25 protein-coding genes are annotated in these 26,948 nt (G+C 70.6%); 20 read left to right on the plus strand and 5 right to left on the minus strand.

The features are described from left to right. Window positions 1-116 precede the first annotated feature (116 nt). On the minus strand, window positions 117-725 hold the full coding sequence (locus P1K31_RS01165) for an undecaprenyl diphosphate synthase family protein (RefSeq protein ID WP_276304448.1): 609 nt from the start codon (window positions 723-725) through the stop codon (window positions 117-119). Between the two features lie 117 nt (window positions 726-842). On the opposite strand from P1K31_RS01165, the gene P1K31_RS01170 reads away from it, so the two are divergent. Both P1K31_RS01170 and P1K31_RS01175 read left to right on the plus strand, forming a co-directional pair. Continuing rightward, window positions 843-2,195 (plus strand): DUF92 domain-containing protein, encoded by a 1,353-nt coding sequence (locus tag P1K31_RS01170; RefSeq protein WP_276304449.1) that lies wholly within the window; start codon window positions 843-845, stop codon window positions 2,193-2,195. Window positions 2,196-2,233: 38 nt separating this feature from the next. Next, the gene (locus tag P1K31_RS01175) at window positions 2,234-2,707 is read left to right on the plus strand and encodes a GNAT family N-acetyltransferase (protein ID WP_276304450.1); all 474 of its coding nucleotides are present in this window, start codon (window positions 2,234-2,236) and stop codon (window positions 2,705-2,707) included. Between the two features lie 10 nt (window positions 2,708-2,717). On the opposite strand, the gene dnaG is transcribed toward P1K31_RS01175, so the two are convergent. Beyond that, window positions 2,718-4,097 carry a DNA primase DnaG gene (gene dnaG, locus P1K31_RS01180; RefSeq protein ID WP_276304451.1) on the minus strand — a complete coding sequence of 460 codons (1,380 nt, stop codon included), beginning with the start codon at window positions 4,095-4,097 and terminating at the stop codon, window positions 2,718-2,720. Between the two features lie 577 nt (window positions 4,098-4,674). After that, window positions 4,675-7,050, minus strand: a complete 2,376-nt coding sequence (locus P1K31_RS01185) for a heavy metal translocating P-type ATPase (RefSeq protein ID WP_276304452.1) — start codon at window positions 7,048-7,050, stop codon at window positions 4,675-4,677. 218 nt (window positions 7,051-7,268) lie between these two features. Between P1K31_RS01185 and P1K31_RS01190 the strand changes: the two genes are divergently transcribed. From P1K31_RS01190 to P1K31_RS01220, 7 genes are all read left to right on the plus strand, one after another. Then, window positions 7,269-7,403 (plus strand): hypothetical protein, encoded by a 135-nt coding sequence (locus P1K31_RS01190; RefSeq protein WP_276305759.1) that lies wholly within the window; start codon window positions 7,269-7,271, stop codon window positions 7,401-7,403. 8 nt (window positions 7,404-7,411) lie between these two features. Continuing rightward, window positions 7,412-7,543, plus strand: a complete 132-nt coding sequence (locus tag P1K31_RS01195) for a hypothetical protein (RefSeq protein WP_276304453.1) — start codon at window positions 7,412-7,414, stop codon at window positions 7,541-7,543. Between the two features lie 107 nt (window positions 7,544-7,650). Beyond that, window positions 7,651-7,878 (plus strand): DUF3311 domain-containing protein, encoded by a 228-nt coding sequence (locus P1K31_RS01200; RefSeq protein ID WP_276304454.1) that lies wholly within the window; start codon window positions 7,651-7,653, stop codon window positions 7,876-7,878. Next, window positions 7,878-9,341, plus strand: coding sequence for a sodium:solute symporter family protein (locus P1K31_RS01205; RefSeq protein WP_276305760.1), 1,464 nt, complete (start codon window positions 7,878-7,880; stop codon window positions 9,339-9,341). The genes P1K31_RS01200 and P1K31_RS01205 overlap by 1 nt, the downstream gene beginning before the upstream one ends. A 408-nt stretch (window positions 9,342-9,749) precedes the next feature. Then, window positions 9,750-10,025 carry a 4a-hydroxytetrahydrobiopterin dehydratase gene (locus P1K31_RS01210; protein ID WP_276304455.1) on the plus strand — a complete coding sequence of 92 codons (276 nt, stop codon included), beginning with the start codon at window positions 9,750-9,752 and terminating at the stop codon, window positions 10,023-10,025. A gap of 2 nt (window positions 10,026-10,027) precedes the next feature. Next, complete coding sequence (gene lwrS / locus P1K31_RS01215) at window positions 10,028-10,420, plus strand: LWR-salt protein (RefSeq protein ID WP_276304456.1); 393 nt, start codon at window positions 10,028-10,030, stop codon at window positions 10,418-10,420. Between the two features lie 28 nt (window positions 10,421-10,448). Continuing rightward, window positions 10,449-11,105 (plus strand): HAD family hydrolase, encoded by a 657-nt coding sequence (locus P1K31_RS01220; RefSeq protein ID WP_276304457.1) that lies wholly within the window; start codon window positions 10,449-10,451, stop codon window positions 11,103-11,105. 24 nt (window positions 11,106-11,129) lie between these two features. On the opposite strand, the gene P1K31_RS01225 is transcribed toward P1K31_RS01220, so the two are convergent. Together P1K31_RS01225 and P1K31_RS01230 are read right to left on the minus strand one after the other, a co-directional pair. After that, complete coding sequence (locus tag P1K31_RS01225) at window positions 11,130-13,055, minus strand: molybdopterin biosynthesis protein (protein WP_276304458.1); 1,926 nt, start codon at window positions 13,053-13,055, stop codon at window positions 11,130-11,132. Then, on the minus strand, window positions 13,052-14,308 hold the full coding sequence (locus tag P1K31_RS01230; protein ID WP_276304459.1) for a molybdopterin molybdotransferase MoeA: 1,257 nt from the start codon (window positions 14,306-14,308) through the stop codon (window positions 13,052-13,054). The genes P1K31_RS01225 and P1K31_RS01230 overlap by 4 nt, the downstream gene beginning before the upstream one ends. A 122-nt stretch (window positions 14,309-14,430) precedes the next feature. On the opposite strand from P1K31_RS01230, the gene P1K31_RS01235 reads away from it, so the two are divergent. The 11 genes from P1K31_RS01235 to P1K31_RS01285 all read left to right on the plus strand — a co-directional run bounded on the left by P1K31_RS01235 (window position 14,431) and on the right by P1K31_RS01285 (window position 26,891). Continuing rightward, window positions 14,431-14,787 (plus strand): Hsp20/alpha crystallin family protein, encoded by a 357-nt coding sequence (locus tag P1K31_RS01235; RefSeq protein ID WP_276304460.1) that lies wholly within the window; start codon window positions 14,431-14,433, stop codon window positions 14,785-14,787. A 6-nt stretch (window positions 14,788-14,793) separates the two neighbouring features. Beyond that, window positions 14,794-16,632 (plus strand): ABC1 kinase family protein, encoded by a 1,839-nt coding sequence (locus tag P1K31_RS01240; RefSeq protein ID WP_276304461.1) that lies wholly within the window; start codon window positions 14,794-14,796, stop codon window positions 16,630-16,632. Between the two features lie 48 nt (window positions 16,633-16,680). Next, window positions 16,681-17,748, plus strand: coding sequence for an aminotransferase class I/II-fold pyridoxal phosphate-dependent enzyme (locus tag P1K31_RS01245; RefSeq protein WP_276304462.1), 1,068 nt, complete (start codon window positions 16,681-16,683; stop codon window positions 17,746-17,748). 152 nt (window positions 17,749-17,900) lie between these two features. Continuing rightward, a complete protein-coding gene (locus P1K31_RS01250) occupies window positions 17,901-18,257 on the plus strand; it encodes a hypothetical protein (RefSeq protein ID WP_276304463.1) in 357 nt (118 codons plus the stop codon). Window positions 18,258-18,529: 272 nt separating this feature from the next. Then, entirely contained in the window at window positions 18,530-18,904 is a 375-nt protein-coding gene (locus P1K31_RS01255; RefSeq protein WP_276304464.1) for a translation initiation factor IF-5A, read from the plus strand. Further along, window positions 18,905-19,741, plus strand: coding sequence for an agmatinase (gene speB / locus P1K31_RS01260; protein ID WP_276304465.1), 837 nt, complete (start codon window positions 18,905-18,907; stop codon window positions 19,739-19,741). It begins immediately after the preceding gene. A 264-nt stretch (window positions 19,742-20,005) separates the two neighbouring features. Further along, window positions 20,006-20,767, plus strand: coding sequence for a Nif3-like dinuclear metal center hexameric protein (locus P1K31_RS01265; RefSeq protein WP_276304466.1), 762 nt, complete (start codon window positions 20,006-20,008; stop codon window positions 20,765-20,767). Window positions 20,768-20,820: 53 nt separating this feature from the next. Then, window positions 20,821-21,861, plus strand: a complete 1,041-nt coding sequence (locus tag P1K31_RS01270) for a deoxyhypusine synthase (protein ID WP_276304467.1) — start codon at window positions 20,821-20,823, stop codon at window positions 21,859-21,861. A 149-nt stretch (window positions 21,862-22,010) separates the two neighbouring features. Continuing rightward, window positions 22,011-23,252 carry a CBS domain-containing protein gene (locus P1K31_RS01275; protein ID WP_276304468.1) on the plus strand — a complete coding sequence of 414 codons (1,242 nt, stop codon included), beginning with the start codon at window positions 22,011-22,013 and terminating at the stop codon, window positions 23,250-23,252. Window positions 23,253-23,543: 291 nt separating this feature from the next. After that, window positions 23,544-24,032, plus strand: coding sequence for an MOSC domain-containing protein (locus P1K31_RS01280; RefSeq protein ID WP_276304469.1), 489 nt, complete (start codon window positions 23,544-23,546; stop codon window positions 24,030-24,032). Between the two features lie 471 nt (window positions 24,033-24,503). After that, window positions 24,504-26,891, plus strand: coding sequence for a cation:proton antiporter domain-containing protein (locus tag P1K31_RS01285; RefSeq protein ID WP_276304470.1), 2,388 nt, complete (start codon window positions 24,504-24,506; stop codon window positions 26,889-26,891). The last annotated feature ends 57 nt before the right edge of the window (window positions 26,892-26,948 follow it).

Genomic DNA, 26,948 nt, shown 5'->3' on the forward strand with positions numbered 1-26,948 from the left:
ATGATCATGATCCTTCTGCTCGCCCTTCCGAGTTGACATTTCCCGACGTTCGGACGCTTCGCTGGCGCCCATCGACCGAACTTCCGTCGCTCGCTCCGCTCGTGCCGGAGTTTGGCTTACCGGCCAAACCGCCGCTGTCTGTCCTGGTAATCGCGCACCGCGCGGAGGAAGTCCCGCTTCCGGAAGTCCCGCCAATTGACGTCGGTGAAGTAGAGCTCGGAGTAGACCGACTGCCAGATCATGAAGTCCGAGAGGCGCTCCGCGCCCGTCTTGATGACCAGGTCGGGCGCGGTCGGGAAGACGAGGCCGGCCTCGATGTGCTCCTCCGCGACGTCCTCGCTCGACAGCTCGCCGCGCTCGACCGCCCGGGAGACGTCGCGGACGGCGTTCGTGAACTCCGCGCGCCCGCCGAGGCCGATGCTCACCTGGATCGGGGCGTCGGCGCGCTCGCCGTCGTCGGGGCCGCGCACGGCCAGCGGGCGGGGCGCGTCGAGGCGCTCGAGCGACCCGCGGAGCGTCGGGACGGCCGCCTCGTCGAGCACCGAGACGTACACCATCACTCGCTCCGCGCCGTAGTCGAACGCCCACTCGAGAACCGATTCGAGCGTCGCGTAGGCCCCCGGCTCGAGCAGGTCGCGCTCGGTGATGACGAGGGCGATGGTTCGCGGCGGGTCGGCGGCGCTCCGACGGGTGCGCGCGGCGAGGTACCGGTCGTAGAGTCCCACGACACCCCGTCGAGGGCCGACGGACCTAAGCCTCACGGGACGTCACGGCCCTTCGCCGGACGATGATATTCATCGCTACCCGAGAGGATTAAGTGCGAGTCGGGGGAATCGGAGGGCGTGGTTCCTACCGTCCGGCGCGCAGGGGCGTTCGCGGTCGTCGGGACGCTCTCGTTCGTCGCGCCCGTGCTCGCCGGGCGCATCGACGCCCGGGTCGCGATGGTCGCGGCGACGCTGCCGTTCGTACTCGTCGCGCTCCTGGCGCTCAGGGCGATCGACCAGGACAGCGCGCTGTTCGAACTGTTCGCCCGCCCGGGCGACTACGAGGAGGGACGCCTCTACGGACTCGCCGGGTTCTCGCTCGCCGCGGCCGGCCTCGCGCTGCTCGCGCTCCGCTTCGGCATGCCCGTCGCGGTGTACGTCGCGACCGTCCTCCTGCTGGTCGTCGGCGTGCTCGCCGAGGCGGGCACACGTGAGGTGACGGCGGACGCCTTCGTCGCCACCAGCGCGTTCGCCGCGGGCGCGTTCGGGGCGGGCGTCCTCGGCCAGCTCGCCGTCGCGATGCTCGACGCCTCGACGTCGTTCGATCCCCCCACGGCGCTGTTCCTCGCCGCGACGGGCGCGCTGCTCGCGGCGCTGCTGCGGTCGATGCTCTTCGAGCGCGACGACCCGCTCGTGATGCTCACCGTGGGGCTCGTGCTGTGGCTGTTCGCCGACCTCTCGCTCGCGCTCGACCCGACGCAGGTCCTCGTCGGCCTCGCGATCACCGTCGTCCTGGGGTACGTCTCCTACGCGCTGGAGACCGCCTCCATCACGGGGATGCTCGCGGGCGTCTTCCTCGCCTTCCTCACGGTCATCCTCGGCAGTTACGGCTGGCTCGCGGTGCTCGTCTCCTTCTTCGGCATCGGCGGGCTCTCGACGAAGTTCCGCTACGAGGAGAAGCGCGAGCGCGGCCTCGCCGAGGGGGACGACGGCGCTCGCGGGAGCGGGAACGTCCTCGCGAACTCCGCGGTGGCGCTCGCGGCGGTCCTCGGGGCGGCGATGAGTTCGATGGTCGGCCTCCCGGAGTACGTCTTCTTCTTCGCCTTCTCGGGGGCCGTCGCCGCCGCGATGGGCGACACGCTGTCGAGCGAGATCGGCGGCCTCTACGACGACCCGCGGCTCATCACGACCCTCGAACCCGTCCGGCCGGGTACCGACGGCGGCGTCACCTGGCAGGGCGTCGCGGCCGGACTCGCCGGCGCGTGCGTCGTCGCGGGGATCGCCGCCGCCTTCTTCGGCCTCGGGCCGATCCCCGCGCTCGTCATCGTGATCGCCGGGTTCGCCGGGATGACCGTCGACAGCATCCTCGGCGCGACCGTCGAGAGCGACGCGGGCGTCATCGACAACCAGGGGGTCAACTTCCTCGCGACGCTCGCCGGCGCGCTCGTCTCGGGCGGACTCGCCCTCGCCGTCGGCCCCGTCGTCCTCTGATCCGAAGCCACGACAACCACGACCAACCACGACCAATCATGACTGACGTCACCGTACGCGGGGCGACGCCGGCCGACCGCGACCGCCTCCGGGCCATCCAGCGCGCCTCGCTCGCCGAACCGCAGCCGGAACTGCTCGACCTCGGCCTGGAGGGGATCGCCACCTGTCTCGTAGCCGAGGTGCCCGGGGCCGGTCCCGCGGGCTACGCGCTGGTCGTCCCGGGCGAGCGGTGGTACGTCGCGGAGCTCGCGGTCGCGTCCGCCCATCGCCGCGAGGGGATCGGAGCGCGCCTGCTCGAGGCGGTCCGTACCCGCGCGGACGAGGCTGGCGCGGCGGTCACCCTCACGGCCCGCGTCGACGACGAGCGCGCGCGGGCCTTCTACGAGGCGGCCGGGTTCGTCGTCGAGGAGCGCCTCCCCGACTACTACGACGCGCCCGACGCCGACGGACCGCGCGACGGACTCCGGTTCGTCCGCTCCGGGGACCGGGGGAGCGGTAGGACCTCCGACTGACGCCCGGCCGCTACTCGCGCGGTTCGAGTTGATCTGCGGTCCGAACGCGGACGCCGGTCGGCTGTTTCACGAACTGCGCGGTCCCGCGACAGACCACCTGGTCGACGCCGCGCTGGGCGCAGACGTCGAGCACGCGCTGGGTCAGTTCGGCGTCGAGGACGACGGCCTCAGGGACCGTCTCGGCGTCCTTCACGCGGTCGAACGCCTCCTCGGCGGGCCCCTCGTCGAGCGTCTCGAACTCCGCGGTGAGCAGGCGGACCGCGCCCGTCTCCCCCCCGATGACCTCTCTCGCGTGTCCCCGGAGGGTCTCCGGCTCCGCCGACGCGCGCTCGACCTCGGGTGTCGGCTCCTCGACCGGTTCCTCGACCGCTTCGGCTCGCGCGCCGGCGGCATCGGACCCAGCGTCGCTTCCGTCGACGGGTTCCGTCGCGGGGACGGGCTCCGCGTCCGCGGTCGCCTCGCCCTCGTCGGCGGGTTCGTCGTCGGCGAGTTCGTCGACGGTCGGGGCGGGGGCGGGCGTCGCCTCCGGCGGTGCCGGCCGGGCGCTCCCGTCGGTCGCGGCGACGGCGTCGCGCGGCGTGCTCGCGTCCTTGACGGCGTCGTAGGGGACCTTCTCGCGGAGCGCGCGCATCACCTCGCTCCGGTCCAGGTCCTCGACGCTCCGTCCGGCGGGCGCGATGGCGACGTAGTCGACGTCCCCGACCTGCGCGAGTTCCTTCAGGATGAGGTCGCCCCCGCGGTCGCCGTCGAGGAAGGCGGTGACGGTGCGGCCCGTCGTCAGTTCAGCGACGGCGTCCGGGACGTTGGTCCCCTCGACGGCGACGGCGTTCTTGATGCCGTAGCGGAGCAGCGTCAGGACGTCAGCGCGCCCCTCGACGACGATGATGGCGTCGCTGTCGGCGACGCGCGGACCGGCGGGAAGCCCGTCGTAGGTGGTGATGTCCTCGACGCGGATGGAGCGGCGGACCTCCTCGACGAGCTCCTCGCTGGTGAGCATCGAGCCGTCGAAGGCCTCCCCGAGTAGTTCCTTGGCGCGGTCGACGATGGTCCGGCGCTTCGCGGCGCGGACGTCCTCGATGCGCTCGACCTCCAGGGAGGCGCGACAGGGGCCGACGCGCTCGATGGTCTCGAGGGAGGCGGCGAGGATGGCCGTCTCCACCTGATCGAGGCCGCTGGCGATGGTGACGGTGCCGAACGACTGGCCGTTTCGGGAGTCGATCTGGACGTCTATCCGACCGACCTTCGAGGAGTCCTGCAGGTCGCGGAGGTCGAGTTCGTCGCCGAGGAGCCCTTCGGTCTGCCCGAAGATGGCCCCCACGACGTCACTGCGCTCGACCACCCCGTCCGCAGTGATGTTCGTGTGAATGAGGTATTTCGCGGTGTCGTGCATGTGATGGGTGTGATGGTGATGACGCGCGACCCGACGGTCGCGCTCGCGGGACGGGAGGTCCCGCACGGTTGTCCATGCCCACGAGCATGGTACACATATAAATTGTCGCCGATACCTGTATAAAGGATGCGACACCGCCGCGCCCGCGCGGTGAGGGCGGAACGCTGGTGACGGCGCACTACCGCACGTCGTCCCGCCGGCGAGTGTCAGATAACGTTCACCTATTCGCTCGGTAGACGGTGTATACCAAACTACCGGTAGGACGATGTGGGCGTCGTGGGAGGCTGTCGAGAGAGGGCGAGGTCTGGTATCGCCTCGCCGGACAGCGCACGGCGAAGCCGCGAGGGTCGGCGGATCGTACCGTCACCTCGTCTCACACGACCTGTCATGGGGCTCGCGTCGTGTACCGCCCACCCCCGTGGAGGGGTTTCTCGGTGGAGACGGACCGATCCAGGCGTCTCTCCGCGTCGTACCGCGCCGATCGGCGGAAGCCGCGGGCGACCGCCGAGCGAGCGCCTTCCGGCGTACTTCTGATCGCTGAGCCGCCGACCCGCGAACCGCCGATACGGTCCGTGGGTCAGCGGGCCTCGCGCTCCTGTCTGATCCGCGAGAGCCGCATCGCGTTGCCGGTGACGCCCACGGTCATCCCCGCGTCGCCCAGGAGCACGGCGGCCCAGATGGGGACGAGTCCGAACGGAACGCCGATGGCGAGGGCGGCCTTGGCACCGAGGCTCGTCCAGACGTTCTGCCGGATGACGCCGTTTGCGGTGTGCGCGAGGCGATAGAGGTAGGGGAGTTTGGCGAGGTCGTCGCTCATGAGGGCGATATCGGCGGTCTCGAGCGCGGTGTCGGTGCCCGCCGCGCCCATCGCGATGCCGACGTCGGCGGTCGCGAGCGCGGGCGCGTCGTTGATCCCGTCGCCCACCATCGCGACCGTACCGTACGCGGCCCGTAACTCCCGAACGGCCTCGACCTTCCCGTCGGGAAGGAGGCCGGCGCGGACCTCGTCGACGCCGACGCGCTCGGCGATGGCCCGGGCGGTCCGTTCGTTGTCCCCCGTCAGCATCACCGTCCGCGAGACGCCGAGTTCGTTCAGCCGCTCTACGGCCCGCCGCGCCTCGGGTCGCACCTCGTCCGCCACCGCGATGACGCCCTCCAGTTCGTCCTCGGTGCCGACGAGGACGACGGTCTTCCCCTCGGACTGGAGCGTCGGGACGGTGTCCTCGAGCAGGTCGAGGCAGTTGTTCCGCTCGCAGAGGCGCGTGGCGGTGCGCGTGACCACGCCGCCGTCGGTGGTGGCGTGGACGTGCGAGAGGTCGAAGCCGAGGTCCTCGAAGAGGTCGGGCTTGCCGGCGTAGTGGGTCGTCCCGTCGAGTTCGGCCCGCACGCCCTTGCCCGTGAGGCTCTCGAACTCCGTGACCTCTCGCGTCCCCGACGCGCCGTCGGCGTGCGCGACGATCGCCTCGCCGATGGGGTGCTCGCTGCGCGCCTCCAGACCGCGCGCGCACCGGAGGACGTCCTCCTCCGAGTTACCGTTGAGGGGGACGACGTCGGTGACGGCGAGTTCGCCGGCGGTGAGCGTGCCGGTCTTGTCGAAGGCGACGACGTCGACCGCCCCCATCGCCTCCAGGTGGTTGCCCCCCTTGACGAGCACGCCGTTGCGCGCCGCGCTCGTGATCCCCGAGACGACGGTGACGGGCGTCGAGATGACGAACGCGCACGGACACGCCAGCACGAGGAGGGTGAGGCCGTAGACGAGGTACGTCATCCAGGACGCGCCGAACGCCAGCGGCGGGACGACCGCGACGAGGATCGCGAACGAGACGATCAGCGGGGTGTACCAGTCCGCGAACCGCTCGACGAACTGCTCGCGCTCGGTCTTGTCGGCCCGCGCGTCCTCGACCATCTCGACGATGCGCGCGAGGGTGGTGTCGTCGGCCGCCGCCGTGGTCCGCACCTCGAGATAGCCCTCGCGGTTGATCGTGCCGGCGTACACCGCGTCGCCGACGGCCTTGTCGACGGGCACCGATTCGCCAGTGATCGGTGCCTGATTCACTGCACTCGCGCCCTCGATCACCTCCCCGTCGAGGGGGATCTTCTCGCCCGGGCGCACGATCACCGTCTCGCCGACCGCGACCGCCTCGACTGGAACGGTGACTTCCTCGCCGTCGACGGCTTCGCCGTCCGCTCGGGGCGTCTCCGACGACCCGGTGTCGCGGCGGACGGTCGCCTCGGCCGGCGACAGGTCGAGGAGTTCCCGGACGGAGTGGCGGGCACGGTCCATCGAGTAGCGCTCCAGGAGTTCGGCGACGCTGAACAGGAACGCGAGCGTCGCGGCCTCGAAGTACAGCGCCTCGCCGAACCCGACGCTCGCGACGAGCGCCCCGAGGATGGCGACGCTCATCAGGAGGTCGATGTCGAGGCTCCGGTTGCGCGCGGAGTAGTAACCGTTGCGGACGATCTCCTGGCCCCCGGCGACGACCGCCAGCAGGAACAGCGCGTCGGCGACGTGGACGGGGTTCCCGAGGACGGACGCGACCGCGGCGTCCTGTCCCGTGAGGAGGAACTCGAACGCGAGGCCGAGCGCGACGAAGACGCCGCTGAGCCACGTCTTGACGGCGCGAGGGCTACGCCAGACGCCGGTCGTGTCGGCGTCCGCGTCGCCCTCGACGCCGTCGCCGCCCGCGACCTCGTACCCCGCCCGCTCGACGCGCTCCCTGATGGCCGACTCGTCGGTTCGCCCCGGGTCGTACCCGACGGTGAGCGTGCCCGCCGTGGGGCGCGGGTCGAGGTCGCGGACCCCGTCGAGTCGCTCGACGCTCGCGCGCACCTTCCCGGCACACGACGGACAGTCCATCCCCGGAACCGAGAGCCGGAGGACGCGGGTATCGGATTGACCGTCCCCCCCGCTCGCGTCCTCCGGCGGGCGCTCTCGGCCCGATCGATCGTTCATGTACCAGCCTAGTCGGCCCGGTATTATTAACTCAACTGTTATAAAACGGCCTTTTAACGCTCATCATTGATAACTATAGCGGAATAGGTTATTAATCAGGCGGGGGCGGTATCGGTGGGACTTACTCCCTCGCGTCGCGTTCCCCCGTTGGGTATCGACGATCCCGACATCGCGCCGGAACGATTCCTCGAGGGCGTGGAGATGCGCGCGTCGGCGAGATCGCGAGTGCCGAGCCGTTCCCGGAGGCGCGAGAGGACGTCTACAGGCTCGTCGTGGACTTCGGCGGGGAGCGGCGACAGTCGGCCGCGGGGCTCACCGACTACTACGAACCGAAGGACCTCGTGGGCCGCTAGGTCTCGCCATGGTGAACCTCGGGGCCGTGACCGTCGCGGGCTTCGAGAGCCAGTGTCTCGTCACCGGCGTGGACGGGGAAGACGGCGTCAGCCACCTCCGATCCGAGCGGCGGGTGCCGAACGGCACCCGCATCTACTGAAGGAATCGTCATCGCGTCGCCGGTTCGAAGAGATTTCCTCTTCAACCGTGGCCATCGTTAGTGGAATAGTAATACTTACGTCGGTCTGTCCGCAACCGGTGTCACCGATGATCCGACGAGGCGTACTACTCTGGGCGGTGATACTCGCGACGCTCGTCGCCCTCGGCGTGCCGTGGTTCCTCTGGGGGGACAGCACCGTCGCGTTCGGCCTGCCGGTGTGGCTCTGGTGGCACGTGGGCTGGATGGTGCTCGCGGCGCTCGTCTTCCGAACGTTCGCCCGCCGGGCGTGGGGCGTCGGCATCGAGACCGAGCGACCGGGCGGTGATCGCGCGTGATCCTCGAACTGCAGCTACAGCTCGCCATCGTCGGGGCGTATCTCCTGATCGCCCTCGGCGTGGGCGTCGTCGCCTACCGCCTCACCGAGGCCACCGCCGAGGACTACTATCTCGCCAGTCGGACGCTCGGCACCGTCGTGCTGCTGTTCACGACGTTCGCGACGCTCCTCTCCGCGTTCACCTTCTTCGCCGGGCCGAACATCGCCTACTCGATCGGTCCGGAGTGGATCCTCGTCATGGGGGTGATGGACGGCCTCCTCTTCGCCGTCCTCTGGTACGTCATCGGCTACAAGCAGTGGCTCGTCGGGCGCGCGCAGGGCTACGTCACCCTCGGCGAGATGCTCGGCGACCGCTTCGGCTCGACACTCCTCCGGGGACTCGTGGCCGGGATCAGTCTCTTCTGGTTGCTCCCCTACGTGATGCTCCAGCAGCGCGGCGCAGGCATTGCGCTCGAGGCGCTCACGAACGGCGCGGTCCCCTACTGGGCTGGCGCGCTCGTCATCACGCTGTTCATGATCCTCTACGTCGCCATTTCGGGGATGCGCGGCGTCGCGTGGACCGACACGCTTCAGGGGGCGTTCATGCTGTCCGTGGTCTGGATCGCCGTCGTCTGGGTGCTCGCCGAGGTCGGCGGCCCCGGCGTCGCCACCGCCCGCATGGGCGAGGCGGCCCCCGAGTTCCTCGCGCTCGGCGGCGGCGCGTACACGCCCCAGTACGTCATCTCGACGGCGGTGAGCATCGCCTTCGGCGTCACGATGTTCCCCCAGATCAACCAGCGCTTCTTCGCGGCCGGGTCGAAGGAGACGCTGAAGCGCACCTTCAGCCTGTGGCCCGTGCTCGTCCTCCTGCTGTTCGTCCCCGCGTTCATGCTCGGCGCGTGGGCGAGGGGCCTCGGCGTGCAGGTGCCCGAGGGGAGCAACGTCCTCCCGATCCTCCTCGGGGAGTACACCGCCCCGTGGTTCGCCGCCGTGGTCATCGCGGGGGCGCTCGCCGCGATGATGTCCTCCTCGGACTCGATGCTCCTGTCGGGGTCGTCGTACCTCACGCGGGACGTCTACCGGCCGCTGTTCGGCGCGTCCGACCGCGAGGCGCTGATCGCCCGCGTCGGCGTCGCGGTCTTCGCGCTCGGCGCGTTCGTCCTCAGCCTGAACACCAACGCGACGCTCCTGCAGATCGGCGACACCGCCTTCGGCGGGTTCGCGCAGCTCGCGCTCCCGGTGGGGCTCGCGCTCTACTGGGCGCGCACCACGCGCGCCGGCATCACCGCCGGGATCGTCGGCAGCCAGGCGTTCTACCTCGCGAGCGTCTTCCTCGCGCACGTACCGGCCAGCTACGCGGGCTGGAGCGGGTCGCTCGTCGGGATGGGCCTCGGCCTCCTGCTCACCGTCGGCGTCTCGCTCGCGACGACGCCCGCGGAGACGGAGCGGCGGGCCGTCTACTTCGAGGGGCTGCGGGCCGACTGACGCCTCGTTTCCGTACTGTTCAGATACGGGTAACCGACTCGGACTTGCCGACGTGACCGTCTCGAACGCCCCTTCCCGCTCGCCGGTTGCGAACCGCGCTGCGCGCGCCTCCGGCGTGCTTCCGGGTTCTCGCTCGCCGAGCGGTCGGCTCCGTTCAGTCCCCCCTCGTGGACGCTCGTCCGGCGGCCGCGTACAGGAACACTGCTCCCGCTTCGCGGCGAACCTTTTTATCCGAGGGCGGGACCAGCGTCCGTGTGACCTGACCCCGGCCGCGGGCGGTCAGCGGGAGCGCGGCGCGCTCGCCCGCGGCGTCGGGCCGGTCGAGTCCGCCGACCGCCCGAGCGCGCCGCCTGTCCGCAACTCCCCCGGCCACCCACGCTTATCGGGCCCGCGACCGTACCCCCGCACATGGCAGACCTGCTGAGCGACGAGGAGATCCAGGAGCGCGCGCCGGACGACTGGGAACGCGAGGGCGACGAACTCGTCCGCACGTTCGAGTTCGACGCCTACCTCGAGGGGGTCGGCTTCGCCGCGGGCATCGCGGGCATCGCCGAGGAGGCGTTCCACCACCCCGAGATCACCATCGGGTGGCGGGAGGTCGAGGTTCGCCTCACGAGCCACGAGGAGGGCGGCATCACCGAGAAGGACGTCGACCTCGCCGCCCGGTTCGACGACCTCGCCTAGCGATGCCCGACGCCGCGTACGTCTTCCGCGTGCGGTTCCGCCTCGATCCGGACGCAGAGAACGTCTCGCTCGCCCCGCGGACGTTCGAGACGACGATGGAGCGGGCCGCCGATCCCCCCGGCGAGGAGGGCTGGCTCTTCTTCCGGGACAACCTCTGGCGCGGCGCGGCGAACGACCCGGGGTACCTCCGCGAGCTCGCCGAGGAGGCGCTCGGCGTGCCCGTCGAGTCGGTCGAGTTCCGCGAACTGCGGACCACCGCGGAGCACCTCGCGGCGTTGAAGGAGGCCATCGCCGAGGAACTCCCGCGCGGGACGTTCGGCAACGCCGACACGCCCGAGGCGGTGATCAGGAATTACCTCGGGAGCTCCGTCCACGTGCGCCCGGAAGGCTCATAGTGTTCGATGCCTTAGATGACGGTCCTCAATGTCGGCTCAATCGTACGACTTCTGGTTGCTCGACCTCGACGGGACGCTCATCGACGTCGAGCGCGGCTACCTCCACGAGGTGATGCGCGAGGTCGGCGACCGCGTCGGGTACGGGTTCTCCGACGTCGAAGCCGAGGCGGTCTGGTACGGGCTCGGCGGCACGCGCAACGAGTTCCTCGCCGCGCTCGGTCTGGACCCGACGCACTTCTGGACGGTCTTTCACGAGGTCGAGGATCCGCTCGCGCGCGCCGAGCACTCCTACCTCTACGACGACGCCGCCTTCGTCGGCGAACTCACCCGACCGACCGGCCTCGTCACCCACTCCCAGCAGTGGCTCACGGACGCGGCGCTCTCCCACCTCGGGATCGAGGACTGGTTCGACGCCGTCGTCTGCTGTACGGACGAACTCGGCTGGAAACCCGATCCCGCGCCCGTCAGGACGGCCATGGCGAGCCTCGGCGTCGATACCGCCGCGGGCGAGCGCGGCGTCCTCGTCGGCGACGGCCCGCAGGACGTCGGCGCGGCGTGGAACGCGGGGCTCGACGGGATCCACGTCGAGCGCCACGGCCACGACCGCCGCGGGCTGTGCGTCCTCGGCGACCGCCGGGTGACGCGACTCGACGAACTGATCGACGAGCCGCCCGCGAGCGACTGAACCCGACCCCCGGCGAGCGCCCGCTTAGCCCTCGTAACCGGGGAGGTCGTCGAACGCGTCGCCGTCGTCGATGGCGGCGGCGAGCGCCCGCACCGCCGGCTTCTCGGCGCGGTCGGGAGTCGAGAACGCCCGGACCGTCTCGGTTCCGACCGGGACGAAGTCCACGTCGAGGCGCGCCGCCGTCGCCCGCAGGCCGAGGCCGACGTCGGCGTCCCCCGCCAGCACCTTCCGCGCCGGGCTCTCGTGAGCGCGGACGCCCGCCTCGAACCCGTCGATACCGTCGACGAGGTCGTGGCGGCTCGCGCCGCGCTCCTCGGCCAGGTCGGCCAGCGCCGCCGTCAGACTCGTCCGCAGCCCGGACGCCGACGTGCGGTTGACGAAGCGCAGGTCCCGGTCGACGAGGTCGGCGAGGTCGGTCACGCCGTCGGGGTTCCCGGCCGGGACGACGAGCCCCCACTCGCGGGTCCACGACCCGAGTTCGACCGTCTCGAACCCGGGCGCACCGCCGGTGGTCGTCACCGCCACGTCGGGGACGCCGTTGCGAAGGCGACGCAGCCCCTCGCGGCTCCCGAACGCGATGAACCGGGGGCGGTCGACCCGATCGAGCATGCGCGATAGGGCGGGGTCGTCCTCGCCGACGGCGAAGAGCGCGGGGGTGCGCACGTCCGGCGAGAACAGGCGCACCTCGACGCGCTCGCCGGCGTCGAGGTAGCCCGTGTCGGGGTGCATCTCGACGATGCCGTCGGCCTCCACGAGGCTCGTGGTCGCGCCGCTCCCCTTGTCGACGGGATAGACGAGCGTCTCGCCCGCGCCGTCGGCTCCGTCGTCCCCGTCGTCCCCGTCTCGGACCGACCGCGTCGGCCCGCTCTCGACCAGCCCGACGGGCATCAGCCGCAGCCGTCCCTCGGCGTAGCGCTCCCGGGTCGCCATCCGCCCCTCGACGGTCGCCGCCGCCGGTTCGGGGACGCCCGCGGCGCGCCGGATCGCGGGCGCGACGAACGTCGAGAAGATGGTGAGCGCCGAGACGGGGTAGCCGGGGAGGCCGACGTACGCCGACCGTTCGAGGCGGCCGACGAGCATCGGCTTGCCCGGCTTGACGGCGACGCCGTGCAGCAGGAGTTCGCCCTGCTCTTCTACCACCCGGTAGATGACGTCCACGGCGCTCGCGCTCGTCGACCCGGAGGAGAGCACGAGGTCGCACTCCTCGGCGGCCCGCACGAGCAGCCGCTCCATCTGGTCGTAGTCGTCCCCGGCGTGCGGGTAGAGGACGGCCTCGCCGCCGGCCTCCTCGACGCCCGTGGCGATCGTGTAGCTGTTGACGTCGTAGATCTCCCCGGCGGCGCTGGAGAGCGGTTCCCCCGGGCGCACGAGTTCGTCGCCGGTCGAGACGATCCCCACCGTGGGCGTCGCGCGGACGGGCACCTCCTCGACGCCGAGCGCCGACAGGAGGCCGATCTCGCGCGGGGTGAGCCGCGTCCCGGGGCCGAGCGCACGCTCGCCCGCCGCCACGTCCGCCCCGGCGAACATGACGCGGTCGCCCGGCGCGACGCCGGTGCGGATCTCGATCGCCCCGTCGCGCTCGCTCGTCCGCTCGACCATCACGACCGCGTTGGCCCCCTCGGGGAGGACCGCGCCGGTCGAGATCTCGGCGCACTCGCCCTCGCCGACGACCACGTCGGGCTCGGTCCCGGCGTGGACGACGCCGGCGAGGTCGAGGACGGCGGGGTCGGCCTCGTCGGCGCCGAAGGTGTCGCGGGCGCGGACCGCGTAGCCGTCGACCGTGGCGCGGTCGAACCCGGGCACGTCGAGCGCTGCGTCCACGCGCTCGGCGAGGACGCGCCCGCGGGCGTCGCGGAGCGGAATCTCTTCCGTTCCGGCCGCGAGGTCGAGCGACGCGATGGCCTCGTGGGCCGCCTCGGGCGGCGCGAGGTCGCGGAACTCCTTTCTCATGGCTGGTACTCCCAGTCCTCGACGGATACCGTTTCCCCCTCGGGGATCCCCTCGCGCGACTCGGGGACGACCACCCAGCCGTCGGCCAGCGCGACCGACGAGAGGACGCCCGACCCGCTCGCGCGCGTCGGGGTCGCCTCGAGTCCGTCGCCGGTCTCCTCCGTCCGCACCCGAACGAAGGTCCGGACGCCGGGCTCGCTCCTGATCTTGCGCGTCAGACGGGCCTCGCGGGTCGGGAGGGGCGACTCGGGGAGGTGTCCGACGTACTTCAGGAGCGGGCGGAGGAACTGCACGGCGTTGACGATGCAGGCGACGGGGTAGCCCGGCAGCATGACGATCGGCGTGTCGTGGACGACCCCGAGCGCGCAGGGGTGGCCGGGCTTCAGCGCGACGCCGTGGACGAGCACCTCGCCCAGCCCGTCTACCACCTCCGGGAGGTGGTCGCGCGCGCCGACGGAGGAGCCGCCGGTCGTCACGATCACGTCCTTCGTGAGGTCGCGCTCGATCGCCGCCCGGAGCGCCTCGGGGTCGTCGGTGACGACCTCGCGGTAGGTCGCCCGGCCGCCCCACGCCTCGACGTATCGCGAGACGGTGAGGCCGTTCGTCTCGACCACCTCGCCGGGGGCGGGGTCGCGCTGGACGAGTTCCTCGCCGGTCGGAAGCACGCCGACCGTGGGCCGGTCGTACACCTCGACCGCCCGGACGCCGGTGGATTTGAGGAGGCCGAGATCCGAGGGCCGGAGCCGGTGGCCCGGCTCGTAGAGCCGCTGCCCCGACGCCACGTCCTCGCCGACCGGACCGACGTTCTCGCCCTCCGCGAGGGCGTCGAAGACCTCGACCTCGCCGTCGACCTCTATGTCGTCGTCCTTCCGCTCGGTTCCGCTTCCCGGGACGCGCTCGGTGTGCTCGACCATCACCACCGCGTCAGCGCCCGGCGGGAGGGCGCTGCCCGTGTGGACGCGGGCGGCCTCGCCGGGGCCCACCTCGTCTCCCGCCTCCCGGAGGACGGCGGGCGAGCGATCGCTCGCGCCGAAGGTGTCCGAGGCGCGCACGGCGTAGCCGTCCATCGCGGCGCGGGCGTAGTGGGGAACGTCGCGCTCGGCGGCGACCGGCGCGGCGAGCGCCCGGCTGGTCGCCCGTTCGATGGGAACCCGATCCGTGCGGTCGTGCGGCGTCGCCGCGGCGAGCAGCCGCTCGCGCGCCGCTGCCACCCGGGTCACCGACTTGAACCCGGACTCGCTTACGTCTGTCATACGCTCACGTTCGTCCCCCGCGGTAAAAGCGTCGGCCATCGCGCGGTCGCCGCGCGGTGCGCCACCGCCCCTCGCCGACCGTGACCGGGGGGTTTTTCGCGCTCGCGTGAGTATCTCCGGGTATGTCTGCCCTGCGAGACGCGTTGCGGGACCTCCCGGACGCGGTGTTCGCGGACCTGTTGGAGTCCGAGGACGCCTACCTCGTGGTCGTCGACCTTCCGGGCGCGACCGCCGACACGGTCGACGCGCGCGTCGACGACGGAACGCTGCGACTCGAAGTCCAGCGCGAGAAGGACCTGCCGGCCGAGTTCCGCTACCTGCGGGAGAACCGCTCGCTCTTTCTCGACGCGGAACTCCGCCTCCCGCCCGACGCGACCGGGAAGGGGGCCGAGGCCACCATCAAACGCGGGGTGCTCGAACTCACGCTGCCGAAGACGTCGACCGCGCCGGACGAGTCGATCCCCGTGACGGATGGGTAGGGTGACGTGACGGTACGCGCCTACCGGCGCTTCTTCGTCGTCGCGTGGCAGTTCCTGCCCGTCCTCCTCGCGTACGCCCGCGACCGCCGGCGCTTCCTGCTGTTCGGTCCCTCCAGGCAGGTCTCGCCGGCGACCCGGCGACGCCGCGCGCGGGCGCTGCTCGAGTCGATGCTCACGCTCGGACCGACGTTCATCAAGCTCGGCCAGCTGCTCTCCACGCGGCCGGACATCCTCCCGCCGGAGTACGTCGAGGAGTTCGCCACGCTCCAGGACGAGGTCCCGCCCGCGCCGTGGCTCGAGGCGCGGCGGGTGATCGAGGAGGAACTCGGCCCCCCGGAGGAGGTCTTCGACGACTTCGACACCGACGCCATCAGCGGCGCGAGCCTCGGGCAGGTGTACGTGGCGCGCTGCGAGGGCGAGCGGGTCGCGGTGAAGGTCCGGCGGCCGAACATCGAGGCGCTCGTCGAGGCCGACCTCCGCGTCATCAAGTTCTCGCTCCCCCTCCTGATGCGGTTCGTCGGCGAGGCGCAGTCGTTCTCGCTGGAGACGCTCGCCGACGAGTTCGCCGCCGTCATCCGCGAGGAGATGGACTACGACCGCGAGGCGCGGATGCTCGAGGAGATCCGGTCGAACTTCACCGACAACCCGACGATCCGCATCCCGGCGGTGATCGAGGAGCGGTCGACCGACCGCGTGCTCACCATGGAGTTCCTCGGGGGGACGAAGATCTCGGAGGTCGACGACATCGACGCGCTCGGGGTCGATCGGACGGGCCTCGCCGAGAACCTCCAGCGCATCTACCTCCAGATGATCATCGACGACGGCGTCTTCCACGCCGACCCTCACCCCGGTAACCTCGCGGTGCAGGACGACGGTACGCTCGTCTTCTACGACTTCGGGATGAGCGGGCGCGTCCCGCCGTACGTCCAGGACAGGATCGTCGAGTTCTACGTCGGCATCGCGAACCAGGACATCGACGCCATCCTCGACGCGCTCATCGAGATGGGGACGCTGTCGCCCGAGGCGGACCGCGACACGATGGGGAGCGTGATGGAACTCGCCATCGCGGACGTGCGCGGCGAGCAGATCGAGCAGTACCGCGTCCAGCAGATCGTGAGCCAGGTCGAGGACACCATCTACGAGTTCCCCCTGCGACTCCCGCCGAACCTCGCGCTCGTGCTGCGCGTCGCCACGGTGGTCGAGGGGGTGTGCGTCACCCTCGATCCGCGGTTCGACTTCATCGAGGTGGCGACGAGCTACCTCCGCGAGCGGGGCTACATGGAAGCGGGGATCCAGCAGTTCGTCGAGGACCGGGTCGAGGAGGTCAACGAGGCGACCCAGTCGATCGTTCGCGTGCCCCCGAAACTGGAGCGGACGCTCGACCGACTGGAGCGGAACAACGTCGCCGTCCGCGCCCGGATCGAGGACTCGAATCAGGTCGTCGATCGGCTGGCGAGGCGGCTCGTCCTCGGTCTCCTCCTCGCCGCGCTCACGCTCTCGACGACGCTCGCGTACACGCAGGCGGCCGACGAGGCCGCCGCGGTCGGCGGCGCGCTCGCGCTCCTCACCGCCTTCCTCCTCTACCGGTCGTTCCGGACGCCCAGGGGGATCCGCGCGCAACCGCAGTTCACCAGGCAGAACCTCCGCCAGCGCGGGGTGAGCGGTCTCGACGGGACGGGCGAGCCGTCGGCCGGAGGGAGCAGTCGGACGGACGGATCGCGCGAGGGGAGCACGACCGTCGGGCCGGCCGAATCGGACGAAGCGTCCGGGTGGGGCGACGCCGGCGGCGCTCGTGACGCCGGCCGGGACGGACGCGTCGCCGATCGGACCGGGGTCGAGGAGTAGACGAGCGAGATGGGCCACAGCCATTAGGCCCCTCGGCGAACGCCGCGCATGGACATCGAACCGTTCGCGCTGGAGCGGTGGTTCGCGCGCGTCGAACACGAGGCCGACGTCATGCTCGCGGAGAGCGGCGTCCGAAGCCTCCCCGCCTCGCGCTTCGACACCGATCCGGGCGAGTTGGGGTACGTCATCCCGACGAACGGCGAGCCCGCGTTCCGCGCCGACGTGGCCGCCGAGTACGGCCGCGAGGCGGACGACGTGCTCTTCACCTGCGGCGCGCAGGAGGCGAACCTGCTCGCCTTCCTCTCGCTGCTGAACGAGGGCGAGCACGCCGTCGTCGTCACGCCGACCTACCAGTCGCTGCGCTCGCTCCCCGACGCGGTTGGCGAGACGACGACGGTCGACCTCGAACCGCCCGCTTGGGACCTCGACCTCGACGCCGTGGCGGACGCGATCCGCCCGGAGACGACGCTCCTCGTACTCAACAACCCGAACAACCCGACCGGCCGCTACCTCTCCGCAGAAACGGTCCGGGCGCTCTACGACCTCGCGGCCGACGCCAGCGCGTACCTCCTCTGCGACGAGGTGTACCGGCTGCTGGCCGACGACCCCCTTCCGCCCGTCGCGAGCATGGGCGAGCGCGGCGTCAGCACGACGAGCGTCACGAAGGCCTACGGGCTGGCGGGGCTGCGCTTCGGCTGGCTCTGCGGCCCGCCCGAGGTGGTGGGCGCGGCGTGGAACTGGAAGGACTACACGACCATCTCGCCGTCCGCCGTCGGCCAGCACGTCGCCCGGCAGGCGTTCGACGCGAGGGATTCAATCCTCGCGGAGAACCGGGCGCTCGCCCGCGAGCACCGCGAACTGACCCGCGCGTTCGTCGAGCGCCACGGCCTCGACTGGTACGACCCGGTGGGCGTCAACGGCTTCATCACCGTCCCCGACGGGTTCGCCGCGGGCCGGTCGTTCTGCGAGCGCGTCGTCCGCGAGGAATCCGTCGTGCTTGCGCCGGGGGACGCCTTCGGCCAACCCGACTACTTCCGCCTCGGCTTCGGCCTCCCGACCGACGAACTGGAGGAGGGCCTCGCCAGGCTCGACGACTTTATGCAGAGACACGCATAACGTTCCCCTCTCGGTCCCTCTCCGACACGCCGCCCCGACATCTCCGGGTCGGATACTCCCCGGAATGGTCGCGTCCACGCCCGGGTTCGTGGTCGGTGTTGCAGGAATAATCATGGTGAACCCTTTAGCGGGTCGCCGTCGTACCCGTATCGATGCTCGTCCACCTACACCAGTACCAGCACGAACAGGTCCAGGAGGGACGCCGGACGGCCGGCGAGTCCCAGACCGAGGACTCGGTGAACAAGGACGCCGAGGAGTACTTCGGCGAGAGTATGGCCGATCTCGACGTCGAGACGTGGGAGACCGTCGAGTACGAGGGCGATCCGATACAGCGTCGGACGGTCACCCTCGACGAGGTCGCCGCCATCTCGGTCCCGCGGGAACCGGCGGAGGACGACGACCCCGACCTCCCCGGACGGACGCTCCAGGTCCGCACGGGCGGCGGCGAGACGTTCATCCCGCAGGCCGAGATCGTCGAGGTGCAGGACGCGACCCCCGAAGAGGGCTGAAATCGGGACCGTCACGTCCACCGGGTGACCGGACGACCGCCCCCGTCGCGGAGCGGTTCGCCCGGACAGATGCGTTCCCCGACATCCCGCGCGGAGTTCTGACGCGAGCGTCCGCGAGCGAAGCGAGCGGTTCACCGGGCGCGAACGGAGTGAGCGCCCGGCGTTTTTAGTCCAGGTTTTTCGAGGAGGGGTGCGCGACCGAAAGGAGCGCACCCGACGAAGAAAAAAGTGGTTTCGCACCGTTTATACTGCCAGCCCGGATAGCCGCACGCATGGCGAAACAGCAGACAGAGGTGCGCGACCTGCAGGAGGGCAGTTACGTCATGATCGAGGACACCCCCTGCGTCATCAACTCCTACAGCACGGCCAAGCCCGGCAAGCACGGGAGCGCCAAGGCTCGCGTCGAGGGGAAGGGCGTCTTCGACAGCAAGAAGCGCAACTTCACCCAGCCCGTCGACGCCAAGGTGTGGGTCCCCATCATCGATCGCAAGCAGGGGCAGGTGATCAACGTCGACGGGAACGACATGCAGGTGATGGACCTGGAGACCTACGAGACGATCACCATGCGCGTCCCCGACGGCGTCGATCCGTCCTCGAACGACGAGATCGAGTACCTCCAGTACGAGGGCCAGCGAAAGATCGTATAGATGTTTCCCGGGGCGCGCGCCGATCGTGACGGAGCCGACTACGTCGTCCTCGGTGCGCCCCTCGACGTCTCCACGTCGTTTCAACCCGGGACCCGGTTCGGTCCCGACCGCGTGCGGACCTTCTCCCGCACGTTCGACGACTTCGACCACCTGACAGCGGCGCACTTCACCGACCTGGGCGTTCACGACGCGGGCGACCTCCGCGCCTGGGACGACGCCGCGGAGTACCTCGACTTCCTCGAAGGGTCGCTCTCCGACGTGTGCGCCGACGGCGCGGTCCCCCTCCTGCTCGGCGGCGAGCACACCGTCTCGATCGCGGGCGTCCGGGCCTGCGACCCCGCGACGGTCGTCGTCCTCGACGCCCACCTCGACCTGCGCCGCGAGTACGACGGCAACCCGCTCAGCCACTCGACGGTCGTCCGCCACGCGCTCGAGGTCGCGGACCGCGCCGCGATCGTCGGCGCGCGGACCGGCAGCGAGGCCGAGTGGGAGCGGGCCGGGGCGGACGACGTGACGGTCGTCCCGCCGGAGGCGGCCGGCGAGTGGGAACCGGCGGTCGAGGGGCCGGTCTACCTGAGCGTCGACGTCGACGCCGCCGACCCCGCCTACGCGCCGGGGACGGGCACGATGGAGCCGTTCGGGTTGACGCCCCGCGAGATGCACCGGATCGTCAGGGCGCTCGCGCCCGACTGCGTCGGGTTCGACATCGTCGAGGTGAACGACCGCGACGACGGGCAGGCCGCGACGCTCGCCGGAAAGCTCCTCCGGGCGTTCGTCTTCGCGCACGCGAGCGCGGCCGGGAGGGCGGGGACGGGCGACCACGGGACGGACGCGTAGCTCGTCGGCGTCGTACGTCGCGGATCGAACGCTCAAAACCGAGTCGGCGGCGTCGAGCCGCTACGGCTTGACCCGCCGGACGACTCGCCGTGCTGTGCGCGTGATGCGCCGTTTCGTGCTGCGCGGCAGTCGTCGCCACGCGAAGAGCGCCTTCCTGAACTTACCCATCGGAATCACCTCCTTCGCGTCTCGACCCTGTCTCGACGACAGGTACTGTCGACAGTCGGCGGGAGGGTTCTTAGGGGTGGCGGCCGACCTCCCGCCATGAAGCTCTCTGCGCTCGTCGAGCGCCTCGACGACCGCCTGCGGACCGACGAGTACGCCGACGCGGACGCCAGCCCGAACGGGCTGCAGGTCGGCCCCGAGGAGGCCGAGGTCGAGCGCGTCGCGTTCGCGGTAGACGCCGCCGAGGCGACCGTCGAGGACGCCGTCGCGGCCGACGCGGACCTGCTCGTCACCCACCACGGGCTGATCTGGGGCGGGATCGACCGCGTGACGGGACGCGAGTACCGACGCATCGCGCCGCTGATCGCGGGGGACGCGGCGCTCTACGTCTCGCACCTCCCGCTCGACGGCCACCCGGAACTGGGCAACGCGGCGGGCCTCGCGGATCACCTCGGCCTCGTCGACCGGGAACCGTTCGGCGCGCTGGGGTCGGTCACGATCGGCCGGCGCGGACGGTTCGAGGAACCGCGCTCGGTCGAGTCGCTCCGCGACTCGCTCGACGCGCTCGAGGGGAGCGCCGGAACGCGGGTGTTCGACTTCGGTCCCGACGCGATCGAGTCGGTGGCGATCGTCACCGGGAGCGGCGCGGACTGGCTCGAGGAGGCGCGCGCGACGGGCGCGGACGCGTTCGTGACCGGCGAGGGGAAACAGCAGGTGTACCACGAGGCGCGCGAGGCGGGGGTGACCGTCCTCCTCGCGGGCCACTACGCGACCGAGACGGTCGGCGTGCGAGCGTTGCGGGCGCTGTGTGCGGAGTGGGGTCTGGAGACGACCTACCTCCCGCACCCGACGGGGCTGTAGCGCGGTCGCCTCGTTTCCCAGTATTCAAATCGTCGCCCCGCCGAGTGGCGGCAATGAGCGATCACTCCGATTCCGACCGCGAGGAGTTCCGCCACGACCCGCTGGGTCACGCGCGGGTCGCGGCGGGCATGTCCGTCGGCGACCTCATCGAGCAGTACGGCAGGGCGGGCATCGGCGCGGCGACCGTCCACGAGGCGGTGGACGTGACGGGCGAGATGTTCGCGGACGAGGGGTGTACCGTCTTCCTCTCGCTCGCGGGCGCGATGGTCCCGGCCGGGATGCGCCGAGTCGTCTCCGATCTGCTCCGCGACGGCTACGTGGACGCGCTGGTGACGACCGGCGCGAACCTCACGCACGACGCCATCGAGGCGATCGGCGGCAAGCACCACCACGGTCGCACCGGGCCCCACGAGGGGACGGGCGATCCCGAGATGACCGAACGCGAGTTCGACGAGCGGCTCCGCGAGGAGGAGGTCGACCGCATCTACAACGTCTACCTCCCCCAGGAGCACTTCGCGCTCTTCGAGTCGCACCTCCGCGAGGAGGTCTTCCCGCCGCTCGCCGAGGAGGGGACCGTGAGCATCGAGCGGTTCTGCCGCGAACTGGGGCGGGCGAACGCCGAGGTGAACGGGCGCGAGGCGATCGAGGAGGACGCGGGCGTCGCGGCCGCCGCCTACGAGTCCGACGTGCCGATCTACTGTCCGGCGATCCAGGACTCCGTGCTGGGATTGCAGGCGTGGATGTACTCCCAGACCTCCGCCCTCTCGCTCGACGCGCTCCGCGACATGACGCCCCTGACCGACCTCGCCTACGAGGCCGAGCGGGCGGGCTGCCTCCTCGTCGGCGGGGGCGTCCCGAAGAACTTCACCCTCCAGACGATGCTCGTGACGCCCGGCGCGTACGACTACGCCGTCCAGATCACGATGGACCCCGCCGCGACGGGCGGGCTCTCGGGCGCGACGCTCGACGAGGCGCGCTCGTGGGGCAAACTGGAGCGGGACGCCCGCAACGTCACCGTCCTCGGCGACGCGACGGTCTACCTCCCGCTGCTCGTCGCCGGAGCGCGCGAGCGGATCGAGCGGATCGAGGGGTGAGACGAGCGCCGTCTGCCCCCCTCTTCGATTCGATTCGATTCCCGAGTCGGCGCGTCCGTCTCGACGACACCGCCACCACCCGGGGAGGCTGCACGTTCCGGGCCAACCCTCATAGCACTGAGACCCCGACCCCTATCCGGGAAGACACAATGGACATCGCCGACGTGGTCACGACCGATTTCGTCGAACGGGACGTGAAGACGACCGCCTCGAAGCTGCGCGGAGCGTTCGAGGAGGCGGACGTGGACGCCGTCGTCGTCACCAACGGCGGGGCGTTCGAGGGATTGGTGACGCGCAAACAACTGCTCGCCTCCCACCACCCGCCGAACGAGACCGCGATGAACCTCGCGACGAGCCCGCCGACCGTCGCGCGGACCGAGGACGTCCGCGAGGTGGCGCGGCTCATGGTCGAAAACGAGCTGAAGCTGCTGCCCGTCTTCGAGGGCGACCGGTTCGACGGCGTCGTGAGCGCGGAGGACCTCCTCCGGGCGGTCCGCGAGAACCTGGACGTACTCTCGGTCTCCGACGTCTACACCCGCGACCCCGTCACCGTCACGCCGGAGACGTCCGTGGGGGAGGTGATCCACACCCTGCGCGAACACCGGTTCACGCGGGTGCCGGTGATCGACGACCGAACGCCGGCGGGGCTGATCAGCGTCTACGACCTGATCGACTTCACCGTCAGACAGATGGATCGCCAGCAGGGCGGGAGCGCGGAGGGGTTCGACGCCCACGGCGGCGCGGGCTCACGCGAGGGGTACCGTCGCACCACCGGCGGCTACGGCGATCGGTCGGGCTTCGCGGCCCGCATGCTCGACCTGCCCGCGCGGGACGTGATGACGCCGAAGGTCCTGACCGCCGCGCCCGACGAATCGCTCGCCGAGGCCGTCGGCCGGATGCTCGACAACGGCGTCTCCTCGCTCGTCGTGGTCACTGACGACGGGTACGCGACCGGCATCGTGACCGAGACCGACGCGCTCCGGTCGCTCACCTGGACCCAGGAGGAGCGGATCCCCGTCCAGCTCCGAAACGTCGACCTGCTGGTGACGCTCACGCGCGAGGAGATCGCCGAGCGCATCGAGGCGATCGACGAGAAACACGATGACTTGACCGTCCAGGAGGCGAACGTGGCCTTCCACGAGCACGAGGAGCGCCTCCGCGGCCTCCCGCTGGTCCTGACCACCGTCCGGCTGTTCACCGACCGGGGCCGGTTCGCCGGCTCCGCCGAGGCCTACGGCGCGGAGCAGTCCTTCCGCGAGGCCAGCGAGGTGCTCGAGGAGAACGTACTGGAGGAGAAGGGCCGCGAGCTGAATACGCACACCCGGAAGGACACGCCGGAGAAGCGCGAGGAGATCGAACGCCTGCTCGGCTGGTGGGTGGAGGCGGTCTGACGCTGTGAGGTAACCGATTTACCGCGTCGGCGTCTCCTCTCGACCGGCCGATGACGAGGCGTGCGGGCCGAACCGGGGTAGGCACCCGGTGATGAGGAGCCCTATGAGTGCCGAGGCCGACTCTCTATCCATACATTTGCGAGAAGAAGTGAACGAACGTCAGAGAATCGCGTCTGCTACCCTCCGAGAGAGGACAGTCGTCGTTCGAAGTCGGTGGGGTGGCCTCCGGGGAGTCCGCACCGACCGACTCCGGGGTATCGTTTTATAGTACCTCCCCCGACAGTAGCGACGATGAGCGGGAATCGAGACGGCCGGGTGGCGGCGATCCACACCGCGCCGGAGGCCGGCGCGGAAATGGAGTCGAGAACTGAGGCGTCGGCGGTCGAGGGGCGCGGCCTCGAGGGGGACCGGTACTTCGAGCGGAGGGGTACGTGGTCGGGCGAGCGGGGTCGGGACCTCCCCCACGCGGATCGGGCGCTGACGCTGTTCGAGGTCGAGACGCTCGCGCTCGTCGAACGGGACGCCGGCATCTCGCTCGAACCCGCCGATCACCGGCGGAACGTCACGACCGAAGACGTGGCCGTCAGCCATCTGGTCGACGAACGGTTTCGGATCGGCGAGGCGGTCTGTGAGGGCGTGGACCTCTGTGAGCCCTGCGCGTATCTGGAGTCGCTCACCGAGAAGGGGGTACTCGGCGCGCTCGTTCATCGCGGGGGGTTGAACGCGCGGATCGTCTCGTCGGGAACGATCCGGGTGGGCGATCCGATCCGCGTCCTCTAGTTCGAGCGCGGACGACCGGTCGTCCGCGCCGGGGTGGCCTCTCTGCGTACCGGTTTCGCGTCGGCACGCCGTTCGTTTCGAACGGCCACCCACCTTCGGTCTCGACTGCGGCGGTGAACGGCCCGGTTAGAGACCCGAGACCGCTCGCGCCGCGCTCTCGACGAGCGATGGCGATCACGCCCTCGGGCATCCGCGGTAGGTTCTGCGCAGTTCCACTGCGTTAAGGTAGTTACGGGTCGTTAGTAACCGTATAGAAGTCACCGTGGAGGCGGGCGAGCCGATCGAACCGCTCGACGGGGCGCCGCGGCGGGGTCGGATCCTCGACGACGCGAACGCCGGTCGGGGAGTCGCCTCCGGCCGTGGTTCCCGTGCGGACGGAGAACGTAACGCACGACGCGGAACGCACGCTCGGTCGACCGCGTCCGGAACGGACGACTCGCCCCCAGTGACGCCACGGTGCCTCGATCACAAATGTTCCCCTCACCGCTCGACACGATCGCCGCGCGGCCGCCCCGAACCGGCGTCCACGGTACCGTCCTCCAGACGGTCATCGAACCCATCGGTCACCACGAACTGTTCGTCGTCATCGTCCAGTTGACGCTCCTCCTGTTCGTGGCGCGAAGCCTCGGGGAGGTGTTCAGGCGCTACGGACAACCGGCGGTCATCGGGGAGCTACTGGCCGGCGTGTTGCTCGGCCCGTCACTCCTCGGTACCGTCCTCCCAGGCGTGTACGAGGCCGTCTTCGCCGTGCCGGAGAGCCAGTTCCACCTCCTCGAGATAATATCGTGGCTCGGGCTCATCATGCTCCTCATCGTGACCGGCCTGGAGACGGACTTCGACCTGATTCTGCGAAAGGGGCGGATCGCCGTCGTGCTCTCGCTGGGCGGCATCCTGTTGCCGTTCGCCACCGGGTTCGCGCTCGGCTGGTATCTCCCGGGCGAGTTCATCGCGTCGTCCGACCAGCGACTGGTGTTCAGCCTCTTCATCGCGACGGCGATGAGCATCTCCGCGATCCCGGTCATCGCCAAGATCCTCATCGACCTCGACATCATCCGTCGGGACTTCGGACAACTCATCCTCGCGGCGGGGATGGTCGACGACACCATCGGCTGGATCCTGCTCGCGACGGTCGCCGGCCTCGCCCAGAGCGGCGTCGTTGACGCGAGTTCCGCGGCGCAGACCGTCCTCTCCGTCGTCGTCTTTCTCGGCGTCTCCTTCACGCTCGGCCGGCGTGCGGTCGCCGGCCTCGTTCGCTGGGTCGACGACGCGGTCGGCGGCGAGACGGCGATGATAACGCTGCTCGTCGTGTTGGCGCTCGCGGCCGGCGCGGTTACCCAGTACCTCGGCCTCGAGGCCATCCTCGGCGCGTTCGTCGTCGGCATCCTCGTCGGTCAGGTGAACCGGTTCGACTACCACCTGCGGCACATCTTCGAGGTCGTCACGCTCGGGCTCTTCGCCCCCGTGTTCTTCGCCATCGCGGGGCTGCGGATGAACGTGGCCGCGCTGCTCGACCCGACCGTGTTCGCGGTCGGTCTGCTCGTCCTCGCGGTGGCGTGCGTCGGTAAGTTCGGGGGCGTCTTCGTCGCCGCGAAGGCGGTCGGCCTGTCGAAGTGGGAGGCGATCGGCATCGGCGGCGGCATGAACGCCCGTGGCGCGATGGAGATCATCGTCGCGACCATCGGCCTCGGACTGGGCATCCTCACGACGGAGATGTACAGCATCATCGTCATGGTCGCGCTCGTCACCTCGCTCATGGCGCCGGCCATCATCCGGTGGGCGGTTCCCCGGATCGAGATGGACGAGGCCGAACGGTCGCGCCTCGAAGCGGAAGACGAGCGCCGACACAGTTTCGTCGGCGGCGTCTCTCGCGTCCTCCTCCCGACGCGCTGCAGCCCCGAATCGCAGTTCGCTGCCCGCCTGCTCGGCGACCTCGTGGCCGACCGCGACGTCGAGATAACGACGATGTACGTCCGGGAGGTCGACGTCGATGAGGGACCGACGTCGACCTCGACGCTCGGCTCCCTCCTCGGACGGATCGAGCGGCGACCGAGGTCGCCCGTGATGTCCGGCCAGTCCGAGGAGCGAGGGGACGCCGTCGGAGACGAGGCGCAGTCCCGTGACGGGTCCGACGGAGGGGGGGCCGCGACCCGCTGTCTGGATCTCATGCGCGAACGCATCGCCGCCGCGGACGGGCCGAAGACCCGAGGTGTCGTCCGCGGCGGCGACGACGCGACGCGAGTCGTCCTCGACGAGGCGGAACGCGGTTACGACCTCCTCGTACTCGGGACCGGAACGCCCGGGAGACGTCCCGACGAGCCCCTGTTCACGAGCACCGTCGACACCATCATCCGCGACTCCCCCTGTCCGTTCGTCGTCGTCCGTTCGAACCGCGACCGGTTCGGAGACGATCCCGGGAGCGTCTCCGACTATCCGATCGAGCGCATCCTGTTGCCGACGACGGGTACGGTGCACAACCGCCGCGCGGCCGAGGCGGCCTTCGCCATCGCGCGGGCGCGGGAGGCGGTCGTCGAGGTGGTTCACGTCGTCGATCCGCCGCGGGAGAACGACCTGTTCGTCGCCCGGCCGGACATGTCCCCGGCGATGGAACTCGGCGAACAGCTCGTCGAGAACGAGGCGGCGGTCGGCCGTCGGATGGGCGCTCGGGTGGAGACGCGCGTACTGATCGCCGACGCCGAACCCGAAGCGGAGATCGTCTCGCTCGCGACCGAAACCGAGGCCGACCTCGTCTTCCTCGGCAGCAGCGTCCGAAACGTCACCCAGCGGGCGTTCTTCGGCCACCGCGTGGGACACATCCTTCAGGAGACCGCCTGTCCCGTCGTGGTCGTCGGGTCGTCCTGACGGCCGGGAACCCGCGCGAGCGCGCCCAGCCGCGTCGGTCCGTACGTATGCGAGACG

It is taken from the genome of Halomarina halobia, assembly GCF_029338575.1.
Taxonomy (GTDB): domain Archaea; phylum Halobacteriota; class Halobacteria; order Halobacteriales; family Haloarculaceae; genus Halomarina; species Halomarina halobia.